25 protein-coding genes are annotated in these 24,710 nt (G+C 61.1%); 4 read left to right on the top strand and 21 right to left on the bottom strand.

All coding sequences use genetic code 11. From position 1 onward, the window contains the following. Positions 1 to 57: 57 nt before the first annotated feature. Genes ACTJK6_RS10150 through ACTJK6_RS10100 form a run of 11 tightly spaced genes read right to left on the bottom strand, consistent with a single transcriptional unit; the run spans position 58 to position 9,773 of the window. On the bottom strand, positions 58 to 600 hold the full coding sequence (locus ACTJK6_RS10150; protein ID WP_440838924.1) for a hypothetical protein: 543 nt from the start codon (positions 598 to 600) through the stop codon (positions 58 to 60). Continuing rightward, positions 591 to 1,535 (bottom strand): NAD-dependent epimerase/dehydratase family protein, encoded by a 945-nt coding sequence (locus ACTJK6_RS10145; RefSeq protein WP_440838923.1) that lies wholly within the window; start codon positions 1,533 to 1,535, stop codon positions 591 to 593. Before ACTJK6_RS10145 ends, ACTJK6_RS10150 begins: the two co-directional genes overlap by 10 nt. A gap of 25 nt (positions 1,536 to 1,560) precedes the next feature. Next, a complete protein-coding gene (locus ACTJK6_RS10140) occupies positions 1,561 to 2,550 on the bottom strand; it encodes a fumarylacetoacetate hydrolase family protein (protein WP_440838921.1) in 990 nt (329 codons plus the stop codon). Beyond that, complete coding sequence (locus tag ACTJK6_RS10135) at positions 2,547 to 3,140, bottom strand: cupin domain-containing protein (protein ID WP_440838920.1); 594 nt, start codon at positions 3,138 to 3,140, stop codon at positions 2,547 to 2,549. The genes ACTJK6_RS10140 and ACTJK6_RS10135 overlap by 4 nt, the downstream gene beginning before the upstream one ends. Further along, entirely contained in the window at positions 3,137 to 3,946 is an 810-nt protein-coding gene (locus tag ACTJK6_RS10130; protein WP_440838918.1) for a cyclase family protein, read from the bottom strand. The genes ACTJK6_RS10135 and ACTJK6_RS10130 overlap by 4 nt, the downstream gene beginning before the upstream one ends. Then, on the bottom strand, positions 3,943 to 5,139 hold the full coding sequence (locus ACTJK6_RS10125; protein ID WP_440838916.1) for an MFS transporter: 1,197 nt from the start codon (positions 5,137 to 5,139) through the stop codon (positions 3,943 to 3,945). Before ACTJK6_RS10125 ends, ACTJK6_RS10130 begins: the two co-directional genes overlap by 4 nt. Positions 5,140 to 5,155: 16 nt before the next feature. Beyond that, positions 5,156 to 6,286 (bottom strand): FAD-dependent oxidoreductase, encoded by a 1,131-nt coding sequence (locus tag ACTJK6_RS10120; protein ID WP_440838915.1) that lies wholly within the window; start codon positions 6,284 to 6,286, stop codon positions 5,156 to 5,158. After that, positions 6,283 to 6,651, bottom strand: coding sequence for a Rieske (2Fe-2S) protein (locus tag ACTJK6_RS10115; RefSeq protein WP_440838914.1), 369 nt, complete (start codon positions 6,649 to 6,651; stop codon positions 6,283 to 6,285). Before ACTJK6_RS10115 ends, ACTJK6_RS10120 begins: the two co-directional genes overlap by 4 nt. A 4-nt stretch (positions 6,652 to 6,655) precedes the next feature. Continuing rightward, complete coding sequence (locus ACTJK6_RS10110; RefSeq protein ID WP_440838912.1) at positions 6,656 to 7,621, bottom strand: VOC family protein; 966 nt, start codon at positions 7,619 to 7,621, stop codon at positions 6,656 to 6,658. 38 nt (positions 7,622 to 7,659) lie between these two features. After that, positions 7,660 to 8,820: an alpha/beta hydrolase family protein gene (locus tag ACTJK6_RS10105; protein WP_440838911.1), complete on the bottom strand. Its 1,161-nt coding sequence runs from the start codon at positions 8,818 to 8,820 to the stop codon at positions 7,660 to 7,662. A gap of 20 nt (positions 8,821 to 8,840) precedes the next feature. Further along, positions 8,841 to 9,773, bottom strand: coding sequence for a SphA family protein (locus ACTJK6_RS10100; RefSeq protein ID WP_440838909.1), 933 nt, complete (start codon positions 9,771 to 9,773; stop codon positions 8,841 to 8,843). A 296-nt stretch (positions 9,774 to 10,069) separates the two neighbouring features. Between ACTJK6_RS10100 and ACTJK6_RS10095 the strand changes: the two genes are divergently transcribed. Further along, a complete protein-coding gene (locus tag ACTJK6_RS10095) occupies positions 10,070 to 11,002 on the top strand; it encodes a LysR family transcriptional regulator (protein ID WP_440838908.1) in 933 nt (310 codons plus the stop codon). Between the two features lie 219 nt (positions 11,003 to 11,221). On the opposite strand, the gene ACTJK6_RS10090 is transcribed toward ACTJK6_RS10095, so the two are convergent. Genes ACTJK6_RS10090 through ACTJK6_RS10080 form a run of 3 tightly spaced genes read right to left on the bottom strand, consistent with a single transcriptional unit; the run spans position 11,222 to position 14,586 of the window. Further along, on the bottom strand, positions 11,222 to 12,397 hold the full coding sequence (locus ACTJK6_RS10090; RefSeq protein ID WP_440817905.1) for an EAL and HDOD domain-containing protein: 1,176 nt from the start codon (positions 12,395 to 12,397) through the stop codon (positions 11,222 to 11,224). A gap of 49 nt (positions 12,398 to 12,446) precedes the next feature. Then, the gene (locus ACTJK6_RS10085; protein ID WP_440838907.1) at positions 12,447 to 13,007 is read right to left on the bottom strand and encodes a GAF domain-containing protein; all 561 of its coding nucleotides are present in this window, start codon (positions 13,005 to 13,007) and stop codon (positions 12,447 to 12,449) included. Between the two features lie 25 nt (positions 13,008 to 13,032). Continuing rightward, the gene (locus ACTJK6_RS10080) at positions 13,033 to 14,586 is read right to left on the bottom strand and encodes a methyl-accepting chemotaxis protein (RefSeq protein WP_232039491.1); all 1,554 of its coding nucleotides are present in this window, start codon (positions 14,584 to 14,586) and stop codon (positions 13,033 to 13,035) included. Between the two features lie 260 nt (positions 14,587 to 14,846). Between ACTJK6_RS10080 and ACTJK6_RS10075 the strand changes: the two genes are divergently transcribed. Continuing rightward, positions 14,847 to 15,140, top strand: coding sequence for a hypothetical protein (locus ACTJK6_RS10075; RefSeq protein WP_440838906.1), 294 nt, complete (start codon positions 14,847 to 14,849; stop codon positions 15,138 to 15,140). Positions 15,141 to 15,487: 347 nt separating this feature from the next. Here the strand turns inward: ACTJK6_RS10075 and ACTJK6_RS10070 are convergent, their stop codons facing one another. Next, a complete protein-coding gene (locus ACTJK6_RS10070; RefSeq protein WP_440838904.1) occupies positions 15,488 to 15,763 on the bottom strand; it encodes a winged helix-turn-helix transcriptional regulator in 276 nt (91 codons plus the stop codon). Here ACTJK6_RS10070 and ACTJK6_RS10065 point away from each other — a divergent pair. Together ACTJK6_RS10065 and ACTJK6_RS10060 are read left to right on the top strand one after the other, a co-directional pair. Beyond that, on the top strand, positions 15,762 to 16,448 hold the full coding sequence (locus ACTJK6_RS10065; RefSeq protein WP_440838903.1) for a carboxymuconolactone decarboxylase family protein: 687 nt from the start codon (positions 15,762 to 15,764) through the stop codon (positions 16,446 to 16,448). The two genes, ACTJK6_RS10070 and ACTJK6_RS10065, sit on opposite strands and share 2 nt — an antisense overlap. Then, positions 16,445 to 16,777, top strand: coding sequence for an EthD family reductase (locus tag ACTJK6_RS10060; RefSeq protein ID WP_232039487.1), 333 nt, complete (start codon positions 16,445 to 16,447; stop codon positions 16,775 to 16,777). The genes ACTJK6_RS10065 and ACTJK6_RS10060 overlap by 4 nt, the downstream gene beginning before the upstream one ends. A gap of 215 nt (positions 16,778 to 16,992) precedes the next feature. On the opposite strand, the gene ACTJK6_RS10055 is transcribed toward ACTJK6_RS10060, so the two are convergent. The 6 genes from ACTJK6_RS10055 to ACTJK6_RS10030 all read right to left on the bottom strand — a co-directional run bounded on the left by ACTJK6_RS10055 (position 16,993) and on the right by ACTJK6_RS10030 (position 24,683). Continuing rightward, positions 16,993 to 18,162: an efflux RND transporter periplasmic adaptor subunit gene (locus tag ACTJK6_RS10055; RefSeq protein ID WP_440838902.1), complete on the bottom strand. Its 1,170-nt coding sequence runs from the start codon at positions 18,160 to 18,162 to the stop codon at positions 16,993 to 16,995. Beyond that, positions 18,159 to 20,528, bottom strand: coding sequence for an ABC transporter permease (locus ACTJK6_RS10050; protein ID WP_440838901.1), 2,370 nt, complete (start codon positions 20,526 to 20,528; stop codon positions 18,159 to 18,161). The genes ACTJK6_RS10055 and ACTJK6_RS10050 overlap by 4 nt, the downstream gene beginning before the upstream one ends. Then, positions 20,522 to 21,226, bottom strand: a complete 705-nt coding sequence (locus ACTJK6_RS10045; RefSeq protein ID WP_232039484.1) for an ABC transporter ATP-binding protein — start codon at positions 21,224 to 21,226, stop codon at positions 20,522 to 20,524. The genes ACTJK6_RS10050 and ACTJK6_RS10045 overlap by 7 nt, the downstream gene beginning before the upstream one ends. A gap of 14 nt (positions 21,227 to 21,240) precedes the next feature. Further along, on the bottom strand, positions 21,241 to 21,531 hold the full coding sequence (locus tag ACTJK6_RS10040) for a hypothetical protein (protein ID WP_232039483.1): 291 nt from the start codon (positions 21,529 to 21,531) through the stop codon (positions 21,241 to 21,243). 210 nt (positions 21,532 to 21,741) lie between these two features. Then, positions 21,742 to 22,386, bottom strand: a complete 645-nt coding sequence (locus tag ACTJK6_RS10035; protein ID WP_232039482.1) for a hypothetical protein — start codon at positions 22,384 to 22,386, stop codon at positions 21,742 to 21,744. A 5-nt stretch (positions 22,387 to 22,391) separates the two neighbouring features. Then, entirely contained in the window at positions 22,392 to 24,683 is a 2,292-nt protein-coding gene (locus ACTJK6_RS10030; RefSeq protein WP_440838900.1) for a heavy metal translocating P-type ATPase, read from the bottom strand. Positions 24,684 to 24,710: the final 27 nt, after the last annotated feature.

The raw sequence follows: 24,710 nt of genomic DNA, 5'->3' as shown, positions 1-24,710 counted from the left end.
CCCCAAGAGATGGTTTCAAAATGACCGCAACGGGGTTGCTTACCTAGCGATGTTGGGCTACGGCTTGCGTGCGCCCGGCCCAATCCCAAGCGCAGCGAAGAATGCAACGGTTTGATCGTCATTGAAGTCGGGCGCAAAGCGGAAGGCCACGATCTGCCCATCGGCAACACGAACAATGTCGGTTCCAACCACCCGCTCCACCCCAACCTTGGCGGTCAAGGCGCTGCGCAGTTCAACGCGCGCTTGTACGGTATCTCCATGCAACTCGGTTGAAACTTCGTTCAGGTGACCGTGGGCGTCCACGACCGTGGTACGGATGTAATGCGCCAGGCAAGCCTTGTTATCCATTGCCGGTGTGCACCCGACAAAATCCGAGCGCTCGACATGCGCTGAGATCAAAGCGCCAACGCTCTGCATATCCGCAGCATTTGCCGCCCGGACATAGCGCTGAAATGTCTCCAGCGGCCCGCTCTGGGCCATCGCAATGCGGCAAGCTGCACTTGTAGCCAAGGCAAGCAATGCAGCGGCAACTGACAAGCGTTTCATGGGCACTCCCGTGTGGAAAATAGAAATCAAACGTGCGGAAATTGTCAGCCGCACCCGAAAATGCGGTCGAGCATGGCTTGCACAGAGCCGTCGCTGCAAAACCCTGCGGCTTGTGCCTTTGGCGTTGCGAGCTCGGGGTAAGCGCCAAACAACGCTTGAACTCGAGGTTGTGGTTCGAATGACACCCGTGCCAGGCGCTCTCTGCCAAAGCGTTCTCCCAATGCATCGAGCACATCATGGATCGAGCACCGCAGCACGGGCAGCACGACAGGGCTGTGCGACGCGTGGGGCCAGCTCGTGCGGCCGGCGTGCAGGAGGTTGTCGATGCACCGCTGTCGACTCATCCACCACGCTGTCGCCGACGCGGATACTGGTAGCGTGATCGGAGCAGCGTCCCGTACCGCCCAGAACAGGTTGCTCATAAAGGCGGACACCAATCCGGACGGTACGGGTGGCCGGGCAACCACGCCGGGCAGACGCAGGGACCATCCATCAAGCTCACCGCGGCGCGTGGCATCCGACACCAGAATTTCGCCAATCAGCTTGTGCGCGCCATAGGACGTAACGGGGATTGCCGGGCTGCTCTCGTCCATCGCGCTGGGCAGTGCATGGCCGTAGACGGCGATACTGCTCGCGAAGACGAACCTCGGCCGGTTTCTCGCGCGCCGACAAACATCGATGAGCTGCTGCGTGCCGTCCAGGTTCACCCGGCGGCCAAGCTCGTAGTCTTGTTCGGCCGCGCCCCCCGGCACGCTGGCGAGGTGGTAGACCACGTCTACGGGCACGGCTGTCGCCGCTTGAAGCAACGAGGCGTCAGCGAGATCGCCTTCGATGACTCGCACCCGCGGATCGTCAATCGGCCCCACCGCAACGTCTAGCAACGTCAGACGGGTGACGCGGTCCTGCGTTTCAGAATCCGCGCTGGCCAATAGTCTGCGGACCAGCCCCCTACCGACGAATCCGCCGGCGCCCGTGATAAGAATGTGCATGGCTGCTTCTCGATGCGACGTGCGCCTAGTCGGTCGTTGCCCGCACGACACGTTGGTCGATCACCCCGAATGGGCCGACCCCCTCGGACGGCAATTTAGCCTCCATGCGCACCCGATCTCCGAACTTCATGAAGGGTGTTGTGATGCAGCCTTGATCGATTAACTCAATGACCCGCCGCTCCGAAATGCAGGCCGAGCCCGCCGCGCGACTCGCATTGGATACGGTGCCGGATCCGATGATGGTGCCCGCCGACAGCCGACGCGTACGCGCCGCATGCGCGATGAGTTCCCCAAAGCTGAAATTCATTTCGCTGCCGCATGGGTGCCCGAACCAACGGTCATTCCATTCAACATGCAGCGGCAATTGCACGCGGCCATCGCGCCAATGTTCACCCAGTTCGTCCGGCGTGACGGCGACCGGAGCAAAGCTGGTCGAAGGCTTGGCTTGCAGAAAGCCAAAACCGCTCTTCATTTCACGGGGGCCGAACGTACGCAGACTCCAATCGTTGATCTGCACGATGAGACGAACTTGCGTCAATGCCTGTGCCGCGCCCACGCCCATGGCCACACGACCCACAATCACCCCGAATTCGCCTTCGAAGTCGATGCCATCCTCCTCGCTTGGCAGCGGAACATCCTGCATAGGGCCAAGCATGTCGTCGCTCGCACCTTGATACATCACCGGCACGGTATCGAAGTCGGGAATGGGCGGCGTATTGAACGCACGCTCCATCAGCCGGCCGTGGTTCAGGAAGGCCGATCCATCACACCATTGTGGAGCGCGCGGCAACGGCGCCAAGCAAGCCGCAGCATCGAACATAAACGCATCAGCAAGCCTGCCCGCATTGAGCGCTTCATAGTGCGCCTGCAATGCCGGGGCCACGTCGTCCCAACGCTCGAGTGCATCAATGAGCGACCCGGCAATGTGGGCGACATCAACCGCTTGGTGCAGGTCGCGCGACACGAGTACCAGCCGACCGTCGGTCGCCGTGTGCGCAAGTGTGGCGAATTTCATGCTTCCTCCGCGTGCCGTGGCTGCAAAGCCTGGGCGATGGTCGACTCGTAACTGCCGTCGATCAGCACAAACAGCATTCGGCAGGGCCGGTTGGAGCGGTTGGCCCAGGCATGATTGGTACCCCGCTGAATGACGACGCTGCCGGGCTTGAGCGCGACCTCCGAATCGTCGAGCACCAACGTCATCTCGCCGTCGATCACTACACCGTAGTCGACTGACTCCGTACGGTGCATCAGCGGGTGCGGAGAATCTGCGCGGACGGTCGAAGCGTGCACATCACCAATCTGGCCGAAAGCGGACTGCATCCTGGTGGCACCATGCGAGAGAAATTCCGATGTATCCGGCGGAATATCGACAAAGCGAAACCGCGTGCCCTGGGGCGGCGGCGGCAACATCAACGCGCCAAGCGTCGGATCGGGGCCGTTATCGACGGGCGCGGGGGCACCGCACGTGCTCCACACCTCGTGGAACACCGTGCCCGGTATTGCGTCGATCTCCACCACATGCGGCAATGGCCCTTGCGAAACGATGACGGCCCGGCCGTCGGCATCATGGCCGGTGACGATGCGTTCAATGCTTGGCAGGCTCATGCCACCTCCTTGTCGACATCAAAGATGGCGACTGCTCGCGTCCAGCCGGCTGAAGCGCCGCGAATCTTGTGTGGAAAACAGCTGATGACAAAACCGCTTGACGGCAATGCCTCCAGGTTGTGCAGCTTCTCGAGATGGCAGTAGCCGATGTCGCGCCCTGCCTTGTGCCCTTCCCAGATCAACGAGGTGTCCCCTGTTTCCGCGATCTTCTTGGCGGTGTAGGAGAACGGCGCATCCCAACTCCACGCATCGGTGCCGGTCAGGCGCACGCCGCGCTCGAGCAAATACATGGTGGCTTCGTAGCCCATGCCGCAACCGGCATTAAGGTAGTCGGGATACCCATAGCGCGAACCCGCGCGGGTGTTCACCACAACGATGTCGAGGGGTTGCAAGGCGTGCCCGATGCGCGCCAGTTCAGCCTCCACGTCCGCCGCCGTCACGACGTAGCCATCGGGCAGGTGCCGAAAGTCGAGCTTCACCCCCGGCTGGAAGCACCATTCCAGCGGAACTTCATCAATCGTGATCGACGGCTTGGCGTGCCCCAGGCTTGCGTCCATGGTCGAATGGAAATGCCACGGCGCATCAAGATGGGTACCGCTGTGGGTGGTGAGCGTCACCCATTCGGCAGCAGCGGCTTCGCCATCCGGATAGTCTTCCGGCTTGGTGCCCGGCAGCATCGCCATGAACTCGGGCAAGGTATCGGCGTGCTTCTGATAGGTGATCTTCGGCGCGAGGGGCGGCGGATCGGACAGCACGTCGTTCTCCAGGTAGATGGAAAGATCGACAAAGCGGCGCAACGGCTTCATGCGGAGGCTCCTGCGGATACGGTGTTGCGACCCAGGCGTGCGAAGCATCCGATTGCCGCCGCCGCCGTCAGGATCGTGGCCATGCCAAGGCTTTCGTAGCCAAGAAACTTGACCAGCGTGCCACCGACGATTGGGCCGATGGCAGCACCCGTCATCAGCATGGCCGGCGTAGCCGCCACGGCACGGCCGGTGGCATCCATGCGCGCCAGCACGCCAAACGCGAAGGTGTGCGTGAAAATCATCACGGCGGCAAACACGGCGGTCGCTGCCGCATACGGGGCAAATGTGGAACTGTTGGTGATCACAAGCGCAAGCATTGCCTGCACCAGCGGCCCGGTCATCACCACTCGCCGTGCGGGCACATGCAACTCCAGCAGGGCGGCCAGTGGCGCCGGCAACAGGTTGACCAACCCCAGCGCGATCAGTACGGAGGTCACCGATGCCAGGCCGAAGCCGTGGTCCATGCCAATGCGCTGGACAAAGCTGAAGACCATGGCCTGCGTCAATCCCATGCACCCCACACCAACCATGCCGCTCCATACCTCAGGGGCTAGCCGCGTCTCGGTGCCCGAGGTGTCGCGCACCTGCCTCAGGCCGCCCGGAAACGCCAGCCCGCACAGTGCAGCCGCCAAGGCCATGACGCCCGCAAACACCTTGAAAAGCGCCGGCCCGCCATGCGCGGCCACCACCCCGGGCGTCAGACCAAGAAACGCAATGGCAAAGCAGCCCAATGCCACGCCGGCTGCCGCAAAGAGCCGATGCGGGTTGCGGCTGCGGCCGATGGTGCCGTGTGTCAGGCTCAGGCTGCACCCCACCGACAAGCCCGCCCCGGCATGCAGGCCGGCCATGGCGGCATAGCTATCGCCCCAGACCGTCATGCCAAGGAACGCCAGCGCTGCCAGCCCAAAGCTGGCAGACGCAGCGACACGCCCTGGCAATCGGTTCAGGCGCGAGGCGAAATACACGCTGCTGGCAACGGCGCCCGCCAGAAATAACGTAACGAGGGCGCCCGCTTGCTGCGCATCCAGGTGGTAGCTGCCGATCAACGTGCCTACCCAGACGGGCAAGGCCACCAGATCGACCATGCCGGCGCAGTGCGCTGCGAGCAATGCAAGGGTGCCCGCGCGGCTGATGGAGGCACCACCGCCTCGCTCTGCGCGCACGAAGCCGCCTGTCGGAAGATTCGATTCCATGGGGGTCTTCTCCATGTCAGATGTCTTGCGCCAGGCTCATCAGCGTGTCGCGCATGATGCTGGCGTGCTCTGCCTTGTCTCCGCCGGCGATCTCGATCTCGCCCAGGCGGCCGGAGTTTTCCACCACCATGCGGCAGCGATCCCAGCGGCGGTTCTGGAATGCCTGGAGCGCGGCATCCAGCGTGGCCGCTCGGTGAAGTTCTTCTGCCAGCACGATGGCATCTTCCAGCCCGATCCCGGCGCCCGCTGCCATGTGCGGCGTCGTGGCATGCACGGTGTCGCCGATCAGCACGACGCGGCCGCTGAACCACGGGCGCGGCATCAGCAGACGTTCGAGCGGACGATAGTTGATAAGCGACTGGGCCGAAATCTGTCCGCGAATGGTCTGCATCAGCGGCGCGGAGAACGGTGCGAGCAGGTCCGAGAGCATGTGGGGCCAATGCTGCGGGTCCACGTAGTCGTTCGTGGGGCGGTCTTCCGTCACGAACAGGTACATCTCGCCGTCCGAAACGGGGTTGACGCCTGTTTTGACCTTCTGCCCGAGCCACATGGTGGCGCACGTGATGTCTGCCGGGCGCGGCACGACGGCCCGCCATACCCCTTGGCCGCAGTATTGCGGCTTCGGTGCATCGGGAAACACCGCTTCGCGTACCTTCGAGTACAGCCCGTCGGCGCCGATCACGAGATCGTAGGTGCCCTGCGCGCCATCCGTGAAAGCAACAACCACCCCGTCAGCGCGCTGCTCAATCGTTGAGAACGTACAACCCAGGCGCACGTTGATGCCCGCAGCGACCGTGGCCCTGGCCAGGATGTCCGCCAGTACCGGCCGCATGATCGCCCCGCCGCCGGGCACGTCTGGGCCAGCCACGCGGGGGGTGGGCAACTGGCCCAACGCTTGGCCACTTGCCGTGAACAGGTTGACGCCATCCCCGCAATAGCCGCGCTCTCGAAACGCGTCCAAAACGCCAATCGTTTTCAGAGCGCGCAGCGTGGGGCCGCCGATGCTGATGCCCGCTCCATAGGCGCGCCAGTGGGGGTCGATCTCGACCAGGTCGACCTGCATGCCGACCTTGGCGCATTGGATGGCGGCGGCCATGCCTGAAAAGCCGCCTCCGATCACGAGGATCTTCTGCGCTGGGGATGTCATTGTGGTGTCTCCTTGTTGTTTGGCATCAGGATCACGGTGCCGTCTGCAGCGACCTCGATCTCGACGGGCTCCAGCGTTTGTCCAAGGCAAGGGCCAAGCACGCACACACCGGAGCCGATATCAAATTGCGCACCATGCGCATGGCAGACGATGCGGGTGCCGTCGCCGTTCAAATAGGCATCTTTGCGCCATGCCATGGGCGCTCCACTCTGGTGTGGACAGGCGTTGCGGTAAGCGTGGAGCGTCGTGCCCTGCCGGACCACGAATACCGAGTCCTGGCCGGTGCCCTGCGGGTCGAACCCGCGCGAACTGCCTTCAGGAAGCTCGGCCAGGCGGCAGAGCGCCACACGGTTGCGCGCAGACACAGCGCTACTCCACACCAGGTTCGGATGGCACGGCCTTAGGCGGGGGCGGCCCGCCTGGGGCCCATTTCTCGCGGTGCTGGAACAGGAACAGTTGCGAGGTATCGGCCCCCATCGGCGCTTCTCGCGCGACCCAATCGGCATCGTGGCGGTCCATGTCGGCGTCGTATTCCACATGGCAACCCAATGGGCTGTTGAAGTACCAGAACCAGTTGGAGCCGAAGCGGTGGCGCCCGGGGCCCCAGAACGACTGGTAACCCTTCTCCACCAGCCGGGCACCGGCCTGCATAACCTCGGTCGGGCCGCCGAGGTGGAAGGTGAAGTGTTCGCAGCCCTTCATGAACGGCGGCGTCTGGATCATGAACAACGTATGGTGATCCTGCGTGCCGGCGGGCCGCAGAAACGGTCCGACACCGAGAAAGCGGTCCGTGCAGACAAAACCGAGCCGTTCAACATAGAACGCCTCTGCCTTTGCTGCATCCGGCACGAAATAGACGACGTGGGACAGTGTGCGCGGCGCCACCACGGCATTGGCATCGACACCCACGGTGTTTGCGGGGCGCTGTGCTGGTGCCCCCGGCGCATTGACTCGCTCTGCGGGCAGCGCCAGCGGGCGGCGGACCGTCAACTGGAACGCCAGCGCAAAGCCGGCATCGTCCACGCTGTGGATTGATCCGTCTGCATGCCGCTCAACCGGCCTGTCCTTCTGCAGCTCCGTGGCAATCGCTTCCAGTGTTAGTTCGTCAGCCACACCGTAGACGGTCTGTCGCAGAAAGCTCGCCGTGCCGAGCGACGGCGGCAGTGACGCGTCATCCTTGTGTGCAATGCGGATGGACGTTCCGTCCAGTGCTTCGAATCGGCCTCCGCTGGCCGTTACGTCAATCGGCTTGAGGCCGTAGTCAGTCAGATATTGCGCGCATGCGGCAACATTATCCACGCCAAACAGCAGCGCATCGGGTCCGATGATGTTCATGGGTGTCCTATGGGTCAGATGGGATGGATCAATTGAAATCAAGGCGCCGTACGGCCGCCCAACGTTTCTGCAACCCAGTCGGCGATGTAGGCTCCGGCGTTGGCCGAGTTGTCGAAACTGCTGTGCTGCACACCCCCCTCGCGCGCCGTGAAGATCTTCAGCTCACGCTTTGGGCTGTTGATGAGTTGCTCGTACGTGCGGTGTGCCCACTGCACCGGAATCTGCGAATCCTTCTCGCCGTGCGTAACCAGGAACGGCACGCGAATGCGCTCGAGTACGCCATCCAGATGCACGCTCTCTGCTATGCGCATGAAGTCGTCCATGTCGCGCGCGCCCCATACCCAGCGGACGTGGTCCCAGTAGTGCGGTACCGGAAAGCTCCCCTCGCGCGCCAGGCGCTTCTTCTGCACGTCGCGCCAGTCGTGGTTGGCGCCCCATACGACCCCGCACGCGAAGCGCGGCTCGAATGCCACCGCACGCGGACAGTAGTAGCCCCCGAGCGAGACGCCCTCCAAACCGATACGCTTGGTGTCAATGTCGTCGCGCGTCTCCAGCCAGTCGACAACCCTGCTGGCCCATACCTCGGTGTTGTAGACGGCGTGCATGTTGTGCAACCGCAGCGCTTCGCCCGTCCCCGGCTGGTCGACCACGAGCGAGGCCACACCGCGGCGCGCGAGCCACTGCGGCAGACCGACGCGGTATTTCATCTCCTTGGTCGAATCCAGACCGTTGACCTGTACGAGAATCGGCGCCCGACCGGTCACACCATTCGCGCGGACGTAGAGCGCACTGAGATGCCCGTCGCCGTATGGAATCTCTACGCGCTCGCAGTTCTCGCCAGTGGCAGCGATGCTCTTGGCAAACACCTCCAGCGAGCGCTGGTATAACGCCAGCCGACCTTCTGCACCGTGCGCCTGCAGGCGTTCGCCCGTGAGGTAGTACGTTGCGGCTCGGTTGTACTTGTCGCCAGCCGACAGTACCCGCCCTCGTGCCTCGTCTTCGGCGGCGAGTTCGCACAGCTTGTCCGCCATACGCGACCACGTTTCACGAAATGCACGCGTGCCGGCTGCATCAGGCTGTTTGGCCGCCTCCTGCAGCGGTGCGCACATCTCCTCGATCTCGCCGATGCGCGCGCCCATTTCGATGGCCAGATTGACCGACAGATTCCAGACGTAGTTGGTGGGGAAGTAGCGAAACATCCTGATTCCTTTTCTGCGTTTCAGATACCGTTGCCAGGGCCCGGCGGCTTGGCCCACAGGGGAATGGCGACGTTCAGCCAGATGCTGCTGCTCTTTGCAGTATTGGCGGCGTACACCCCCTGCTGATAATTGAGGTTGATGCTGATGGGACCGGCGTCGTACGCGATCGACGGACCGATCCCGAAGCTGCGAGCGCGGTTGCCGGCGATAGTCGTGCCGTTGATCTTGTCGTCGGCGAACTGGTTCAGATAGCCACCCGCCACTCCGACCTTCCACTTGCCGAAGTTCCATCCGGCAGTGAAATCCGCCGCGTAAGCAGTGCCGGAGCGATATCCGGTATCGCCGTTCTCTCGGTTGATGAGCAGCCGATTGGTGATCCCGAGATCAATGCCGTCCGGCACGTTGTAGCGCACTGCAAACACCGGCTGTATCGACGTATAGCCCACTGCAACGCTCGGTCGCGTCGGGCTGTACGAGCCAGTGGCTAGGGCGAAATCCAGACCGGTAACAACGGCAAGGCTTGGCGTGACCGACCATTTGAGAATGACGGGAGACACCGTGATGTTGGAGAGGCCGCCATGCCGCTCGCTCTGGCCCGCAACATCCGTATGCAGCGACACAACCGGCACGACTAGCTGCGAGTACACATTCGCACCGAACATGGTGACCGTATACGACGCCAGCAGTCGTGTCGTGACCACAGGCGCCGAAGAGCGGAAGGGAATCGGCAGCTTTTCGCCGGTGTTCCCATACAGCCCATTCGCAAAGCTGTAGCTGAATTGCTCAAGCAAGAACACCCCGGGGATGGGTGGCATGGCAGCGATGCTCGTGCCGGCAGCGCCTACTGGATAGGGTGAAACGCCCCCTTCCAAGGCATGGGCGGCTTGCGGTGCCAATGCTGCCAGCGTGATGCTACCTGCGGCAGTGCACGCCGCAGCCAGTCGTTTGCTCATGTGGTCTCCTCACGCGCGACACCTCGTGTCGGGTGCCGCTTTTTTTCATTGAATGCGCGCAATGCAAGGGTGAATGCCGCGCGACTGCTGACGCTTTTGATCCCGGCCCGTGGACTGGCGAACAGTGCTGTGCCGGAATGGGGTTTAGATTAAGATCGCCGCGGAAATCGCTCAAATTGAACGTTTCCATCTGCCGTATCGATGCCGTGAATACTTGCAGGGAAAACCCTAGAGGCACATCACGCTGGACGTGGCGCTTAGCATGTCAGCGGAAGACCTAAACGGAGGCGGCGCGCATGCGCTTCAACAAACTTGATTTGAATTTGCTCGTCGCGCTCGATGCGCTGCTGCGCGAGCAGAGCATCAGCCGGGCCGCGGAGAAACTTCACCTCAGCCAGTCCGCCATGAGTAACGCGCTGGCACGGCTGCGCGAGTACTTCGATGACGATCTGCTCGCCCAAGTTGGCCGACGGATGGAATTGACGCCGCGTGCAGAAGGCTTGAAAGACCCCGTGCGTGACATTCTCGTGCGCGTTGACGCAACTGTCGCCGCCCAGCCTGAGTTCATTCCGGCACAGTCGAATCGGCGTTTCCGGTTGCTGGTCTCGGACTACACGATGCTGACCCTGATCCCACATCTGGTCTCGCTTGCCTATCAACAAGCGCCGGGCGTGAGCTTCGAACTGCGTCCGCAGGTTGCCGATCCTCAACGCGCCCTCGAGCGAGGGGAAGCCGATCTGCTGATTATTCCCAAGACGTATTGCTCGTCCGAGCACCCCGCGGAAGTTGTGCTGGAAGAGACGTTCTGTTGTGTGGTGTGGAACCAAAGCCCGCTTGCCCACGGCGAACTCACAGCGGAGCGCTACATGGCTGCCGGTCATGTTGTCGTAGAACCGTGGGAGGCGCGCTCGGCACTGGAAGACTGGTCAATGCAGCGACTGGGCATCGTTCGGCGCATCGAGACGTCCACCTACAGCTTCCTCGCGCCGGCCTATCTGGTGGTCGGTACCGATCGGATCGCCACCATGCACAGCCGGCTGGCCCACCAGGTGGTACGAAGCCTGCCCATCACGATTCGTCCGCTGCCTGTTCCCGTGCCGATCATGGAGCAGACCGTCCAATGGCACCAGCATCGCACATCCGACCTGGGACTGCGTTGGCTGCGCGGGCTTCTTAACGAAGCTGTCACGGTGATGGATGCATCGCAGGCCTCTCCAGGGACCGCTTAAATCTGGCTGAAACCTGCGACCGCTTCAACCATCGCGATGAGGACGTGAAACCGTTGCTGCGTGGGCTTCTGCAGGTAACTCCTACCCTCGACATTCAACCCATTCTGGTCCGGTTTGGGTAGGAATTACCCAAAAAAAAAGCTCGCTATGCAAGCGAGCAAAACGTCCGCAGAGGAGGGGTCGTCCGGACGTAGGGAACAGTTGAGCAAGCGCGCGTGGTCAGGCGCGTACATCCAGCGCAACGCCGAGCGTTGCCTGGCAGTGCAACGCCATCTTCGTGCTGTCCGATATGTTCAGAGAACCCATAGCGGAAGAGCCGCGACTTCCGAAATCGAATCCTTCCGCCGTACAGAGGATCTGCCCGAGAACCCCCTCGTAATGCTCAATGGCTTGCCGTTGCACGAGAGGAATCGAGAAATCTTTGAGCAACTCGTTTTGAGTTTGCCCTGTGACTGCATGCAAAAGGGAGTACACCCCTGTTTGATATGCCGCATCAGAGAGCGCGTAGTTGCCCGGCGCGACAGTTTTTGCCATGAGTTCCATGAACCTCGATCGCACGGCGACCAGGCGAAAGAGCGGATCGCTGGCCAAGTCCGCGTCTGTATCGCTCGCAAACAAAAGAAGTTCGGCCCAGCGGCCCAGGGTTTTCGTCCCGACGCGCATGATGGCTTCACGCACCGTGACGGCAACGGGCTCATTTGCACCATAGGCTGCCGATTGGGCAAGCTTCATCAGTCGCGTAAGCAGTAGTGGGCTCTTCTTTACAAGGCTCTCCAGTTGCGTGATAGACGGATCGTCTGCCAACGCTTTTAGTAGCGCAAATAGCGTGCTCGCGCATTGAGGCAATCGACGCTGAGACAGCAGTTCCGGCAACGCAAAGAAATATCCCTGAAAAAGATCAAAGCCTTGCGCATGCAGCGATACGTGCTGTGCATGCGTTTCGATCTTCTCCGCCAACGCGGTGCACTGGTAGCGCCTGGATGCAGCAAGGATTCGCTCGATATCAGCCGGCTTTGTTGCGCTTACGTCCACTTTGATGACGTCGGCCAACTCGAGCATGCTGGGTGGGATCGCGTCAATATCGATCACGTCGTCCAGAGCAAGTTTGAAACCGAAGTCGTGCAGGGCCTTGCATTGATCGATTGTCGGGTCATCGAACTCGATTGTCTCAAGCAGCTCCAGCGCAAAACGGTGGGGGGGCAATATTGTCAGCACATCCAGGTCGAGACCCTGCATGCCAACATTGACATAGCCGACCACATCGCCCAGCACACGATCAACGCCGAATTCGCTGATTGTGTTGAGAATCACATTGGACGTCGCAGCCGCCCCATCTGCAAAGTTCGCACTGAGGCACGCGTCGCTTCCGCGAAAAAGCAGCTCGTATGCAACCAAGCGCCCTTCGCGGTCAACTATTGGCTGCCTGCCTACAAGAACCTGACTCTCACACCGTTCCATTGGTGGCAGCATCTGCACCCCCTACCGGCGGGTGCGTAACGCCTTCATGCTCGTCTTTGGCGCGGTCCACCATGATGATGTGGGCGCAGAACTCACCCAGATCATGGAGTGTGGCGAAGTCTTCCGTGCTCAGTTCGCGTGGAACAACATCAAGCACACACAAGGTGCCAAGCGCGAGTCCAGAACGATCGAGCAGAGGCATACCTGCGTAGAAGCGAATGTGTGGTGGCCCTGTCACCAACGGATTGGATGAAAAGGCCGGGTCAGCGGTGGCATCTCTCACCACGAAGGGCGCTGTGCCACAGACCGCATGCGCGCAGAATGCCCATTCGCGAGGAGTCTCCCGCACATCGAGGCCATGGCGCGATTTGAACCACTGGCGTCGCTCGTCCACGATCGAGATCAGTGCCATAGGCACGCGTAACGCGTGGCAGACGATTCGTGTGATTCGATCAAATTTCGGGTCATCTGCGGTATCCAGAATTCCGCAGTTCAACACCGCCGCCAAGCGCTCGGCTTCGCGTTCGCCCACTGGATAAGAAGTCATCAAGGTCTCCGTGAACGCCACTGGCTTATGCAATCTGGAAGCGCTGGACTTGGTGAGCGAGCGCCTTTCCTTGCTCTTCCAGTGCTTGCGAGGCCGCGGCCGATTCCTCGACGAGCGCGGCGTTGCGCTGCGTCATTTCATCCATCTCCGACACAGCGATATGGATCTGGGCGATACCCTGACTTTGCTCCGTGCAGGCAACTGCGATCTGCTCAATGAGGTTCGTCACGCCCAGTACCGAGGTGGTAACGGACTGCATTGTCTTCCCGGCCCTACCTGCCACGAGCGCGCCCTCTTCAATCTGGGCCAGAGAAGTCTCAATGAGCTCTTTGATTTCCTTCGCAGCCTTTGATGATCGCTGCGCCAATCCACGCACCTCGCTCGCCACGACGGCAAAGCCTCGGCCTTGTTCGCCCGCGCGTGCCGCTTCCACCGCCGCGTTCAATGCCAAGATGTTCGTCTGAAAGGCAATCCCTTCGATCAAGCCAGTAATCTCACCAATGCGCGCCGAGCCAGCGCTGATCTTGGTAATCACACTGACCACGTCATCAACTTCGGCATTTCCTTGGCGGGCAACTCCCGAAGCGTCAGTCGCAAGCGCCGCAGCCTGCTGCGCGTTGGAAGCATTCTGTTGGACCGTTGTGGTGAGCTCTTCGACACTGGAGGCGACTTGCTCAAGCGCCGATGCCTGCTCCTCGGTCCGGCTGGAAAGATCAACGTTTCCACTGGCGATTTGTGTCGAGCCGGCCGAAACAGAGTGAGCAACCTCTCCCACCTCGCCTACCAGCATGCCCAACCCTTCGCTGATCGTCTTCATGGAAGAAAGCACGCTGCCAGGGTGCGCCGTTTCAAAGCCCGCCTGTGGCCTGAAATCGCCGCTGGCAATCCGCGTGGCAGATTGGGCCAAAACGGCGGGTTCAGCACCGAGTGAACGGAGCAGGTTGCGTCCAATGGCATAGCCCAAAACGATTGCGAGCGCGCAGCCAAAAAGCCCTGCAAAAATAGCCACCCACAGCCCTCTGTCAGCACGCATCTGGGCATCCGCCACCGCAGCATTTGAGCGGCTAAGCGCGTAGTCTTTGTACGCGCGCACAGCACTATCAAGCGCCTCCAGGAGTGGGATGCATTCGCGGTTGATCATGTCGGTGGCGGCACCGCGTTGTCCCACTTGTGCGAGCCTGACAATCTCCAGCGCGACCGGGCCGTACTTGTTCTCGACCGTACGAATCGCCGCAATCAGGCGGCGGGCTTCGTCAGTCGATCCAGGCCCGGTTTTCGCCTCGGATTCCAACCGCGAAAGCGTCTCTCCCACCGTTGCATGCGCCTCTGCAACGTCCCTCAACTCTCGTGCGCGACTCTGCTCCGTATCAGCTAGCACGATGTTTCGAGCAGCAATTGCACGGCGGTCTACCGCTGCCCGCACGGCATCAGCGAGCTTTGTTCTCAGGTACAAGCCCCGATCAAAATTGCTGAACTGCGCGCCCAGGGCGTTCAGTTCGTAACAGCCGATTGCGGCCACAACCACGACCAATAACGCCAGCGCCGCGAAAGCTGCGCCAAGTCTTGCCTTTACAGTCATAGAGCTCCCCGCTCAAAAGTGCCTCTTTACGAGGCTTTGTTTTGCGAGAGCGTAGAGGTTCGAGCTGCTGCAGGGTTGGGCCAACCTGACTAGACCTTAATAGTTAGTCTTTGCGGTAATTAGCGTGGATGCATGCAGAGGAGCGCGGTTTGTTACTGTCAATAACAAACATGCAGGGAGACTGCTTGCCCCTTCCGCTTTGAAACGGCAATCCCTCCCGTAGAGGTATTTTGAAAAATAAGCCGCCTCAAGTCTCACTCATGATGTGGTATATCAGCCGCAAAGAACTAGTCCTATTGGATGATTCCGGCTTTATGAATTTTTCAGGTTTGCGCAAAAGCAAACGGTTGCGCAACCAAAATATGCTTTATAAAGCTCTTATATCGCTGAACTTGCATGGTGGAACACAGGTTTGGTTACAGTGCCCTTTCATCCTTCTGGTGTTTGTCTTTTTTTGGATACAAGACCCGGATGCAACTTGGGGAGTTGCCACCAGTTCACCCGGCCAAGCTCCGCCGGCGCAACTGGAAGAAGTTGGCACACCACCTCGCTGATTGCCTGCATTTCGAGCAAAAAAATGCGCCCTATACAAGGGCGCTGACGCTTTTGCCTTTGAAACGGACGTCGGAAGACGCAGGCTCAGAGAGGCGGGATTACGGGGTAGTGGACAGCCTGCGTACTTTCATCTTCGGCGACCCACAAAGGAACGCAACGAAAATACGCGCCCGCATCGATTGCCTCTTAGCGCTGAATCGGAACTGAGTGCGATCTTGGTTCTCATAGCTGTCAGTGAAGTTGCCCCGTGGAGCCCCCCCCCCCCCCGCCAATCCTCGGACACAGTCCCCCCACTTAAACGACGGGTAGAGTTCGAATAACGCCATTCCCAACGGCTCGGGGGTGTCTAGGAAAACCCGGGCGATTCACCCCATTTTGCGGCCCATTGGCTCAGCGGGCTAAGAGCCTCTAGAAGCCCCAATCCCTGCTCCGTCAGGAAATACCCATCGCCCTCATGCGCCACCAGATCGACGGCCCTGAGTTCCTTGAGTCGGGTATTCAGTTGAGCGGGGTTGGTCGCTGCGGCTTCCTGAAGCGCTCTGAAGGTCATAGGCGTCCCCTCTCGCAGCTCCCATAGGATTCGAAGGGTGCTCCGCCTGCCAAGTAGATCGAGGACCACCATGATTGGCCGTCCGGTGCTCGAACCACGGGCCTTCTTGCCGACCATCAACGTTGCTGCTTTACTTTTCATAGCACCCTGCCTAGTATGCTATGAATTCTATAGCAAAGGGGCACCGATGGTAGCCAGAGTTGCGCCAGCAGTCGCACCGTATTCGCCTTCGGTGCAAGAGGAGCTAAACAAGCTCATGGGGCCCGGCCGCGACCCGCTGGTCCTGTTCACCACGCTTGCGAGGGACGAAAGGTTATTCAAGAAGTTTTTCGCCAGTGGGCTCCTCGAACGAGGAAATTTGACCCTAAGGGAGAGGGAGATTGTCATCGACCGTACTACTGCCCTATGCCATTCCGAGTATGAGTGGGGTGTCCATGTATCGATCTTTGGACAAAAGGCTGACCTCACCGAGGATCAGATCCAGTCGCTTGCTTTCGGCCAGGCGGACGACGCTTGCTGGGGCTGGAAAGAATCTCTGCTAATTCGATTTTGCGACGAGTTGCATGAAACTTCGACCATATCCGAGGGGCTCTGGGTGTCTCTGCGCAGGGGGTTCTCAGAGGCGGCGATCATCGAGCTCTTGATGGTCGCGGGCTTTTATCACACCGTCAGCTATCTTACGAACTCGCTCCGCTTGCCGCTGGAAGCGTTTGCCAGACGCTTTACCGACGTCAAGTCATCGAGTCAAACAACATGATCAAAGTCACCGTGATGTACCCGTACACCGAAGGCGCGCGCTTCGACCACACCTACTACCGCGATCGCCACATGCCGATGATGAAGGCTAGGCTGGGCAGTGCCTGCGCCTACTACACCGTCGAGAAAGGCTTGACCGGCCGAGCCCCCGGCTCACCGCCCGCCTTCGTGGCAATGTGCGCGTTCTACTGTGACTCGGCCGAAGGCTACCTGGCCGCCAGCCAGCAGCACAGCGCCGAGATCCGTGGTGACATCGCCAACTACACCGACATCGTGCCGGTAGTCCAGTTGAGCGAGGTCGTTGTCGAGCGGTCGGATCTCTTCACTTAAACCCCTTGTGCTGGCTCCCGCGGTGATCGAGCGGTTCCGGGGCGCCTTACGGGTATGGGTTATGACGATCGACTCGTGACTGAGTGTTATCGCGCGAGCAGAATTGAATCGCCCGGATCTCAGTAGACACACGCCGGCCTCGCCAGCCTGCTCTTACGACATTGAAGCGACCGCGCGTGGCATCTGCCCCGGGACACAGCGGGTGTTCAGATAGCCTATTTCAGGGCGCGCACGCTCATGCCGTCGCTGAGCGTGGTTGGTGGATACATGACCACAGTGTCGTGGTCTTGAAGCCCGTCGAGTATCTGGGCTTCTTCCGCGTTGCGCTCTCCGATCTGAATGGTTCGCTGGACAGCCTTTCCATTGTTGACGATGAACGTGCACCAGTGGTCGGCACAGCGGAATAACGCGCCGATCGGTAGCTTGAGTACATCAGGCTGGTCCGAGATGACAATGCGGCCCTGTACGCGGTACCCATCGTTCAATCTTCCTGGTGGGTCCACAAGGTCCGCGACAATATGGACGCGCTGCTCTTCGACCCCCAGCGCCGACACCTTGGTAAACGCCCCCGGACCGACTGTCCTGACTACCGCGTTGACCGCCAGCGGACCGCCCCACTCCACTACCGATACACGCATGCCTGGGCTGATCTTGACAGCATCGGACGACAGCACGTCGACGACCAGTTCATAGCGCGAAGGGTCAGCTAAGACCATGAGGGCCGTACCTGCAAGCACGACGCGTTCGCTTTGCTGTTCGATTCGTAGCAGCACCGAGTTGGCCGGTGCACGCACCTCGACAGGTTGCCCTGCTTCCAACGCCTTCAGATTCGCCATCGCGACGCGCACATCGGCCGCGGCCGACGTCTCCCTTGCGCGTGCGGCCGACAGATCGCTGGCGCTCGAGGCGGACATGGTCCGCATCTGCTCCACTTCCTGCCTCGACATGGCGCCGCTGCTCAGAAGCGTTTCGCCCCGGACCAGGTCCCGGCGGGCTTGTTCGTAGTCCGCCCTGGCATGAGCGGCGCGCGCCTGCGCCTCTCGGAAAATTGCCTCTGCCGCATCAACCCGTGCGCGTTGCGAAGCCCGCTCCCCCGGCGTCATCGGCACCGGTACCAGGGCGGCGATCACCTGCCCACCTTTGATCTGATCACCCTCATGCAGCTCAACCCGAAGCAGCCGGCCTGTGATCGGCGCCGTGATGACGTAACGATCATGCGCGCGGATCTCCCCGTCTTCGTCAATGGTGACTTGCAGCGGCCCACGTGTGACGCGCCCCGTGTCCACTGCCGCAGGCGCCGGCCAGAGCGCGTACGTGAGCGCCACTGCCAGCGCAAGCGCGGCACCCGCAAGAGCCAGGGGCTTTCGCACAGCGCCGCGCTTCATGATTCTCTTGCCTTGAGGACGGCGACGATATCCAGCCGTCTGATCTTGGCCGCCACCAACAGGCCTGAACACACCACCGCCCCACCGGCTACAAGGAATGCGTAAGCGAAGGTCGCCGCATGAACCACAAGCGGAAGCCGGTACAAGTCAGTTGCCAGCCGAGTCGAGAGCAGCCCGCATATGCCGTAGCCAAGAAGGAGCCCGGCTGGCAGCGCTATGGCGGTGAGCACAAACTGCTCGCCAAGGAGAATCCAAGCGACTTCGGTCTGCGTGAACCCGAGCACGCGAAGGGAGGCCAACTGCTGAACACGTTCCGAGTAAGCGATGCGCATGCCATTGAACGCGACACCAAACGCAATCACACAGGCAAAGGCGAAGTTGATGGACGTGGATAGACGAACGCTTTCGTCCATGATCTTACGAAAGCTGGCGATGACGGCCTGGCGAACCGCCACTGCATTGACCGACGGCAGCCGCTTGAGCGTCGCGTACAGATGTGCAGACGCGTGCTGATCGACAGACAGCCTCGCCCCTGACCAGTTTCCGCTCTCCCCCAGGAGTTTCGCCAGTGCCGTCTGGTCCATGTAGGCCGCGACGCCCACCAGATCGCCCGACAGCTGCATCAACGTGACTTGTCTGGTTTGGCGCTCGCCTTCAAGCACTTCAACGGTGACCGGATCACCGGGTTTTATGCCGAGGACGGCGGCAAGTCTGGCCGAAACCACCAAGCCATCCGGGGGCATGTGCAGCGGTCTGCCCCCTTCATCAACCAGTCTGTGCAGAGCTGCCTTCGGAGCGATCCCGCTCAGCGAGACCCGCCGAGACCGATACCCAGCGGATAGCCTGACCGGCACATCGCGAAACCCCTCGACCTTCAGCACACCAGGCAGACGTTCGATCGCGTAGACGGCGCGGAGAGATAACGGCTGAGAAAAGGCCACCGTCACATCCTGTCGCTCGATTTGCTGAAACTGAGTATCGAAAAGGAAATCGATGGAGTCGAAGAAAAACCCGCCAACGACGAGAATCGCACTCGCGCATGCAATGGCCAAGGAACCCAGGAGCGACTTGACGGGCTGGCGCGCGATATTGCGCGCAATCATTCGCCACACCACGCTCAGTTGCCGATAGATGCCCGCCCGCTCCACCCAGCCCACTGAAAACGCGGGCGGAACGACTGCGCGAAGGGCCTCGACGGGCATCAACCTCATGGCCTTCGCAGTGCTCGCGATGGCACCTCCGATGGCCGTTCCGAAGCTGATGAAGAACGCCCAGGTTATCGTCGAAAGATCGGCGCGAAATTCGAGGTGGGCAAGCCTGTAGTACCTGGCGTAGAGGTCTGTCAGATACGTCCCCAATGCCAACCCACCTCCAATACCGACAAGGGTCCCTGCGGCAGCAACGACGCACCCGAGTTGCAGGTAATGCAAACCGACTGAAAGGTCACTGTATCCAAACGCCTTCATCAAGCCAATCTGTGAGCGTTGTGTATCGATCAGCCGGGTCAGGACGTTCTGCAAAAGAAACATTGCGACGAGAAAAAAGATGGCCGGCACATAGGTGGCAGTTACGCGGTTCTGCGCGATCTCGTCAGTAATGAACCGATTCGATATCTGGTTTTCCCGGCTGATGGTTCCAAGTCCGCCATACGGCAGCAACGTTCTGTCGATCTGCGCGATGACGTGCGGCGCCGGCACGCTGCCATCGAGAGACAACACAAGATCATTGAAGGCGCCATCCATACGGAACGCTGCCGAAACCGCATTCGTTCCCATCCACACCACGCCGTAGTGACGGTTGTCCGGGAAGATGGAGCCCGCGCCGGCCTCGTAGACATACTCCGGCGAGATTGCAAGACCAACAATGTGCAGTCGCTTCCAGCGGCCATTCAGTATGGCGCTGAAGTATTGGCCTGCCCTCAGGCTGTTGGCATCTGCGAAAGCCGCGCTGACCAGCACTTCGTCCTCTCGGCCCGGCGAAATGTATCGGCCGCTTTGAAGATGCAGCAGGTTCAGCGCGGGCCACCCGAGTTCCGGGATCGAAACAAGGCGCGCTGTGGCCGGCTCGGAAAGGCCGGGAATATCGACCGTGACATCTGACACCACCCGCGCGTCCACATGTGCCACGCCGGGCAATGCAGCAATGCGCGAAGCCGTCTCAAGTGGTGCGCGCTTCAGGTGCACGAAGAGATCGGCAAAGCGATATGACGCGTAGTAGTCCTGCTGGGCGTTCAACAAAGCCAGATAGGTGCTGCGCATCGCAACAAACGTGGCAACACCACATCCGACAACGAGGACTGCCGACAAGACCTGCGCCCGCATTTGCCAGAGGTCTCGCCAGAGCAACCGGACGAGCATGGTCACCATGACAGATCTCCCACTCGGGCACGCTGGGCGTTGCGGCGTTGCTCGACAATGGTTCCGCTGCTCATCCGGACGACACGATCCGCCATGTCGGCGATGACGGCGTTGTGCGTGACGATGACGATGAGGGTGCCGAACTCGCGGTTCACCTGCTCGAGCACCTCTAGCACCAACTGACCCGTCCGAAAATCCAATGCGCCTGTCGGCTCATCGCACAGGAGGACATCTGGCCGCTTCGCGACCGCGCGGGCGATGGCAACGCGTTGCTGCTCTCCCCCCGACATCTGCGAGGGAAAGTTGTCCGCCAACGCACCGATCCCCACCCGGTTCAGGGCCTCGGTGGGGTCTAGCGGATGCTCCGCGATGTCCGTTACCAGGGCGACGTTCTCGCGAGCGGTGAGACTTGGAATCAGGTTGTAGAACTGAAAAACGAATCCGACATGCTCCCGTCGGAATCGCGTCAGGCCTCTGTCTCCGGCGTGGGAAAGATCGTGGTCTCGATACACGATGGAACCGGTCGTTGGCGTATCCAGCCCGCCCATCAGGTTGAGTAGCGTGGATTTGCCACTGCCCGAGGCTCCGAGCAGCACAACGATCTCACCCGCCCCGAGTTGCAGGTCGACGTGTTCCAGGGCGCGCACGCTCACGCTTCCCATTGGATAGACCTTGCTGACGGCCTGAATGTTGAACACCGTTTCCACAACACACCGGTCGGCTAGGGAGGGGGGCGAGTACGCCGCTCAGATGTTCGGCGCTGCCCTGACGGCGACGTCCAGCGTTCTGCAATTGCTCGTCCCACCTGCATGCCGGCTTCAATCGCGCCATCCACAGAATCGAAGTCTGCACAGACGTGGTGGAAGCGCTCGAGTTTTGGATACTCCAGCGCGGCGGATTTGGGTGAGCAGACAAAGCCGGTGTAGGCGTACTTGAATCCATCGCACCGTCCAACGACCGCCAAGATGTGAATAGAGCAGCCCCGGTACTGTTCAATTGCCCAGGCCGACATATCGATCTCCTCCAGAGCAGATGGAGCTGTCCTACATGCCAGCCCTATTAGGGCGCTGCCCCTCATATCTGGACGAGCTGTGCCGGGCGAAGAAGAGAGGACCAGCGCACTGATTCCTTCAGGCTACTTGCATTTGCCCGCGACGCGTTGACCTACCTCAATCAGTGCAGAAGCCAGCGCCGCTGGGGCACTCAAAGCAGTTTGACCTGCTCATCGCCCTACCCTTGTCCGTGTGTCTTTGGCCGACGATGCGATCGGTTCCGGTCGCCGCCAGCGCAGACGCTTCGTTTGCAGAAGGTACTGCCAGTCCAATTTGGCAAACCCATAAACGAGTGCCAGAAACACGACCTGCGACACGACGAAGTACACGCCCATATACGCGCCGTCGATCTCCGTCTCCACATCCAGATAACGGGCACCAATCTGGGCAATACGCGTCCAGGTCAGGTAGCTTATCCAGCGGCCCGCAAAGAACGGAAGTCCGATCAACCAAAGCCGCATCCCAGTCAAGCCGTAGGCTATGAAGATGTAGTTTGACGGGAACGGGCTGAACGCGTACGCGAGCATCAGTCCAACCGTCATACCTTTGCGCTCTTCAAGCCAGGAGCGCACCACATCGACGTTCTGGCGATCGGCCTCGCGCATCCAGCGATTGCGTACGAGCGTGCAGGATAGCCGCGCTAGAACCAGGCGGCCGAGTGTTGCTGCGCAAGCGGCAATGCCCGCCAGAAGCACCGGGTTGGCATCGGGCCGCGAAAAGCCGATCCATGACATCACCATCCACGTCGGCGGTGCGAACGCCGGCATCACATTCAGCAACAGGATGGTCACGAACAATGCGAGCAGGTTTGTCATGGCGATCAAACCTCCTCACCGAGTACATGGAACAGTTCGTCTTCTTGTGCGCAATGCAGCCGCAGGATGGCATCGAGCCCATACAGCAAGCGTTGCAGCTCCTGCGTTACAGCAGCATCGGGGCCGTCGGGAGAAACATCCGCCACGATCCGGCTCAACAGGTTCGTCACGCGGAAAATCTCGCGATGCATGGCACTCATCGCCGCCATCGGGTCATCTCCACCAAGCAGGCGCGCAACGTCCGGATAAAGCTGGGTATCGTCTCGGCGCTCATGCGGCACCAGAACGTCCGCCAAGGACTGATTGAGCGATAGCAATGCGGCTTTTGCCGCGCTGCCGGCCATTTGGGGCAGCGTGTCGGCGACCACTCGGATCCGGCTCAAGATGGGTTCCAGCTCCGCGTGTTCGGCTTTGAGACGCGCGACGTCTGCAGAGACGAGTGAACGGGTTGTCTCGTCTTCGGTCCGTCGCAGGGCACGCAACGCACTGGCGATCGCCAAGACATCGATGACCTCTTGCAGCATTGCGCCCGCCAAGGGTGGCAGTTGCCCCAGCGCTGCGACAACCATGGCGGCCAGCGACAGCGACATGCCGATCATCACGCTCTGCAGCGCGACGCGGCGTGTGCGGTGCGCTATGCGGACCGCGTCAACGAGCCGATCCAGGCGGTCCACCAACAAGACAATGTCTGCAGCTTCCGACGAGGCTGCCGCGCCGCGCGCCCCCATTGCGACGCCAATGTCTGCAGCGGCGAGCGCGGGCGCGTCGTTCACGCCATCGCCGACCATGATCACCTTGCCGTCTGCTCGGGCATTCCGAATCACCGCGAGCTTGGCCGCCGGCGACAGGGCCGCATAGACCTCCGTCACCCCCAGCATGGACGCCACGGATTCGGCAACATCTGGGCGATCCCCGGTCAACATTGCCTGTCGTGGGATGCCCTCCCGGCGCAGGAGCCGCAGCGCGCGAGGCGCCTCAAGACGGACCCGGTCAATCAACTGCAATGCACCCACCAGTTGACCGTCCACGCCAACAAAGACGGCCGACGCACCGGCATAGCTCACGCGCTTGACGAACGCTTCCACCCAGCCCGGTACATCTGCCGAACCCAAGACATAAGGCAACGCGCCGATCGACACGACATGGCCTTCAACGCGGCCGCACACGCCGGCTCCTGGACTCTCGACCACCGCACTCGGCAGTCGCAGCGTTGCGCCCTGTTCGCGCGCCGCCTTGGCAACGGCTTCTGCCGTGACGTGATTCGATGCCTGTGCGAGTGAACCGGCCAGGCTCAGCACAACGTCGGCGGCGTACTCCGGTGCGCACTCAACGTTGACCAATCGTGCATATCCGCTGGTCAGCGTGCCGGTTTTGTCGAAGAACAGCGTGTCGGCCAACGCCAGCCTCTCCAGCGCGCCACCGCCCTTGACTAGCACGCCCCGCTTGGCGCAACGCGACAGGCCCGACACGATGGCGACAGGCACCGCCAGGATTAGCGGGCACGGCGTGGCCACGACGAGCACGGCAAGACAACGCGCCGAATCACCGGTGAGGATCCAGCTGGCCCCCGCCAGGAAAACGGCGACGCCCCCAAAGGCAAAGGCGTACCGGTCAGCCAGCCTCACGGAGGGGCTGCGTTCCGCCTGCGCCGCACTGACCAGCCGGACAACACCCGCAAACGTGCTCCTTTCGGCAGACGCACTGGCGATCATTTCGAACGCGGCGCCCACATTCAGCACGCCGCTGCAAATGGCATCCGCCGCCAGGCGATGGCGGGTGACCGATTCTCCTGTCAATGTGGATTCATCCAGATCGGCAGGCCCGGACAAAGTGCCATCCACCGGTACGACTTCGCCGTGCCGCACCAGCAGGCGGTCACCCGCTTGAACCTGTTCCAGACCGACCTGGTGCCATTGCCCGCCATCGAAGCGATTAGCCCGCTTGGGTGCATGGCCCAGCAACGCAGTCATCTCGCGTTGCGCACGCGCCTGGGCAAAGTCTTCCAACGTGCGGCCCGTCGCGAGCATCAACGCAATGACCGCCGCGACCAGCACCTCGCCCGACCAGAGTGAAAAGGTGATCGCCAAGACCGCCAAAATATCCACGCCGGCCTGCCGTCGCACCAGTGACCGAATAATCGTGACGACCAGCGCCAGCCAGTTCGGGACGATGCCAATCAGCCAGAGTTGCCGCGCCAGCGCATCGGCACCGAGGTACCGCGCCCATAACCCCGCCGCCATGGTCAGCACCGACAAGGCGAGCAATGCAACGTTGGCGAGCAAGCGCGGAGAGTGCATCGTCTAGCCTCTTGTCGGCGCAGTTTT

Source organism: Ralstonia sp. 22086, assembly GCF_052045975.1.
Taxonomy (GTDB): domain Bacteria; phylum Pseudomonadota; class Gammaproteobacteria; order Burkholderiales; family Burkholderiaceae; genus Ralstonia; species Ralstonia wenshanensis.
Note: the sequence above shows the minus strand (reverse complement) of the source record. Positions and strands in the feature narration are given on the sequence as shown.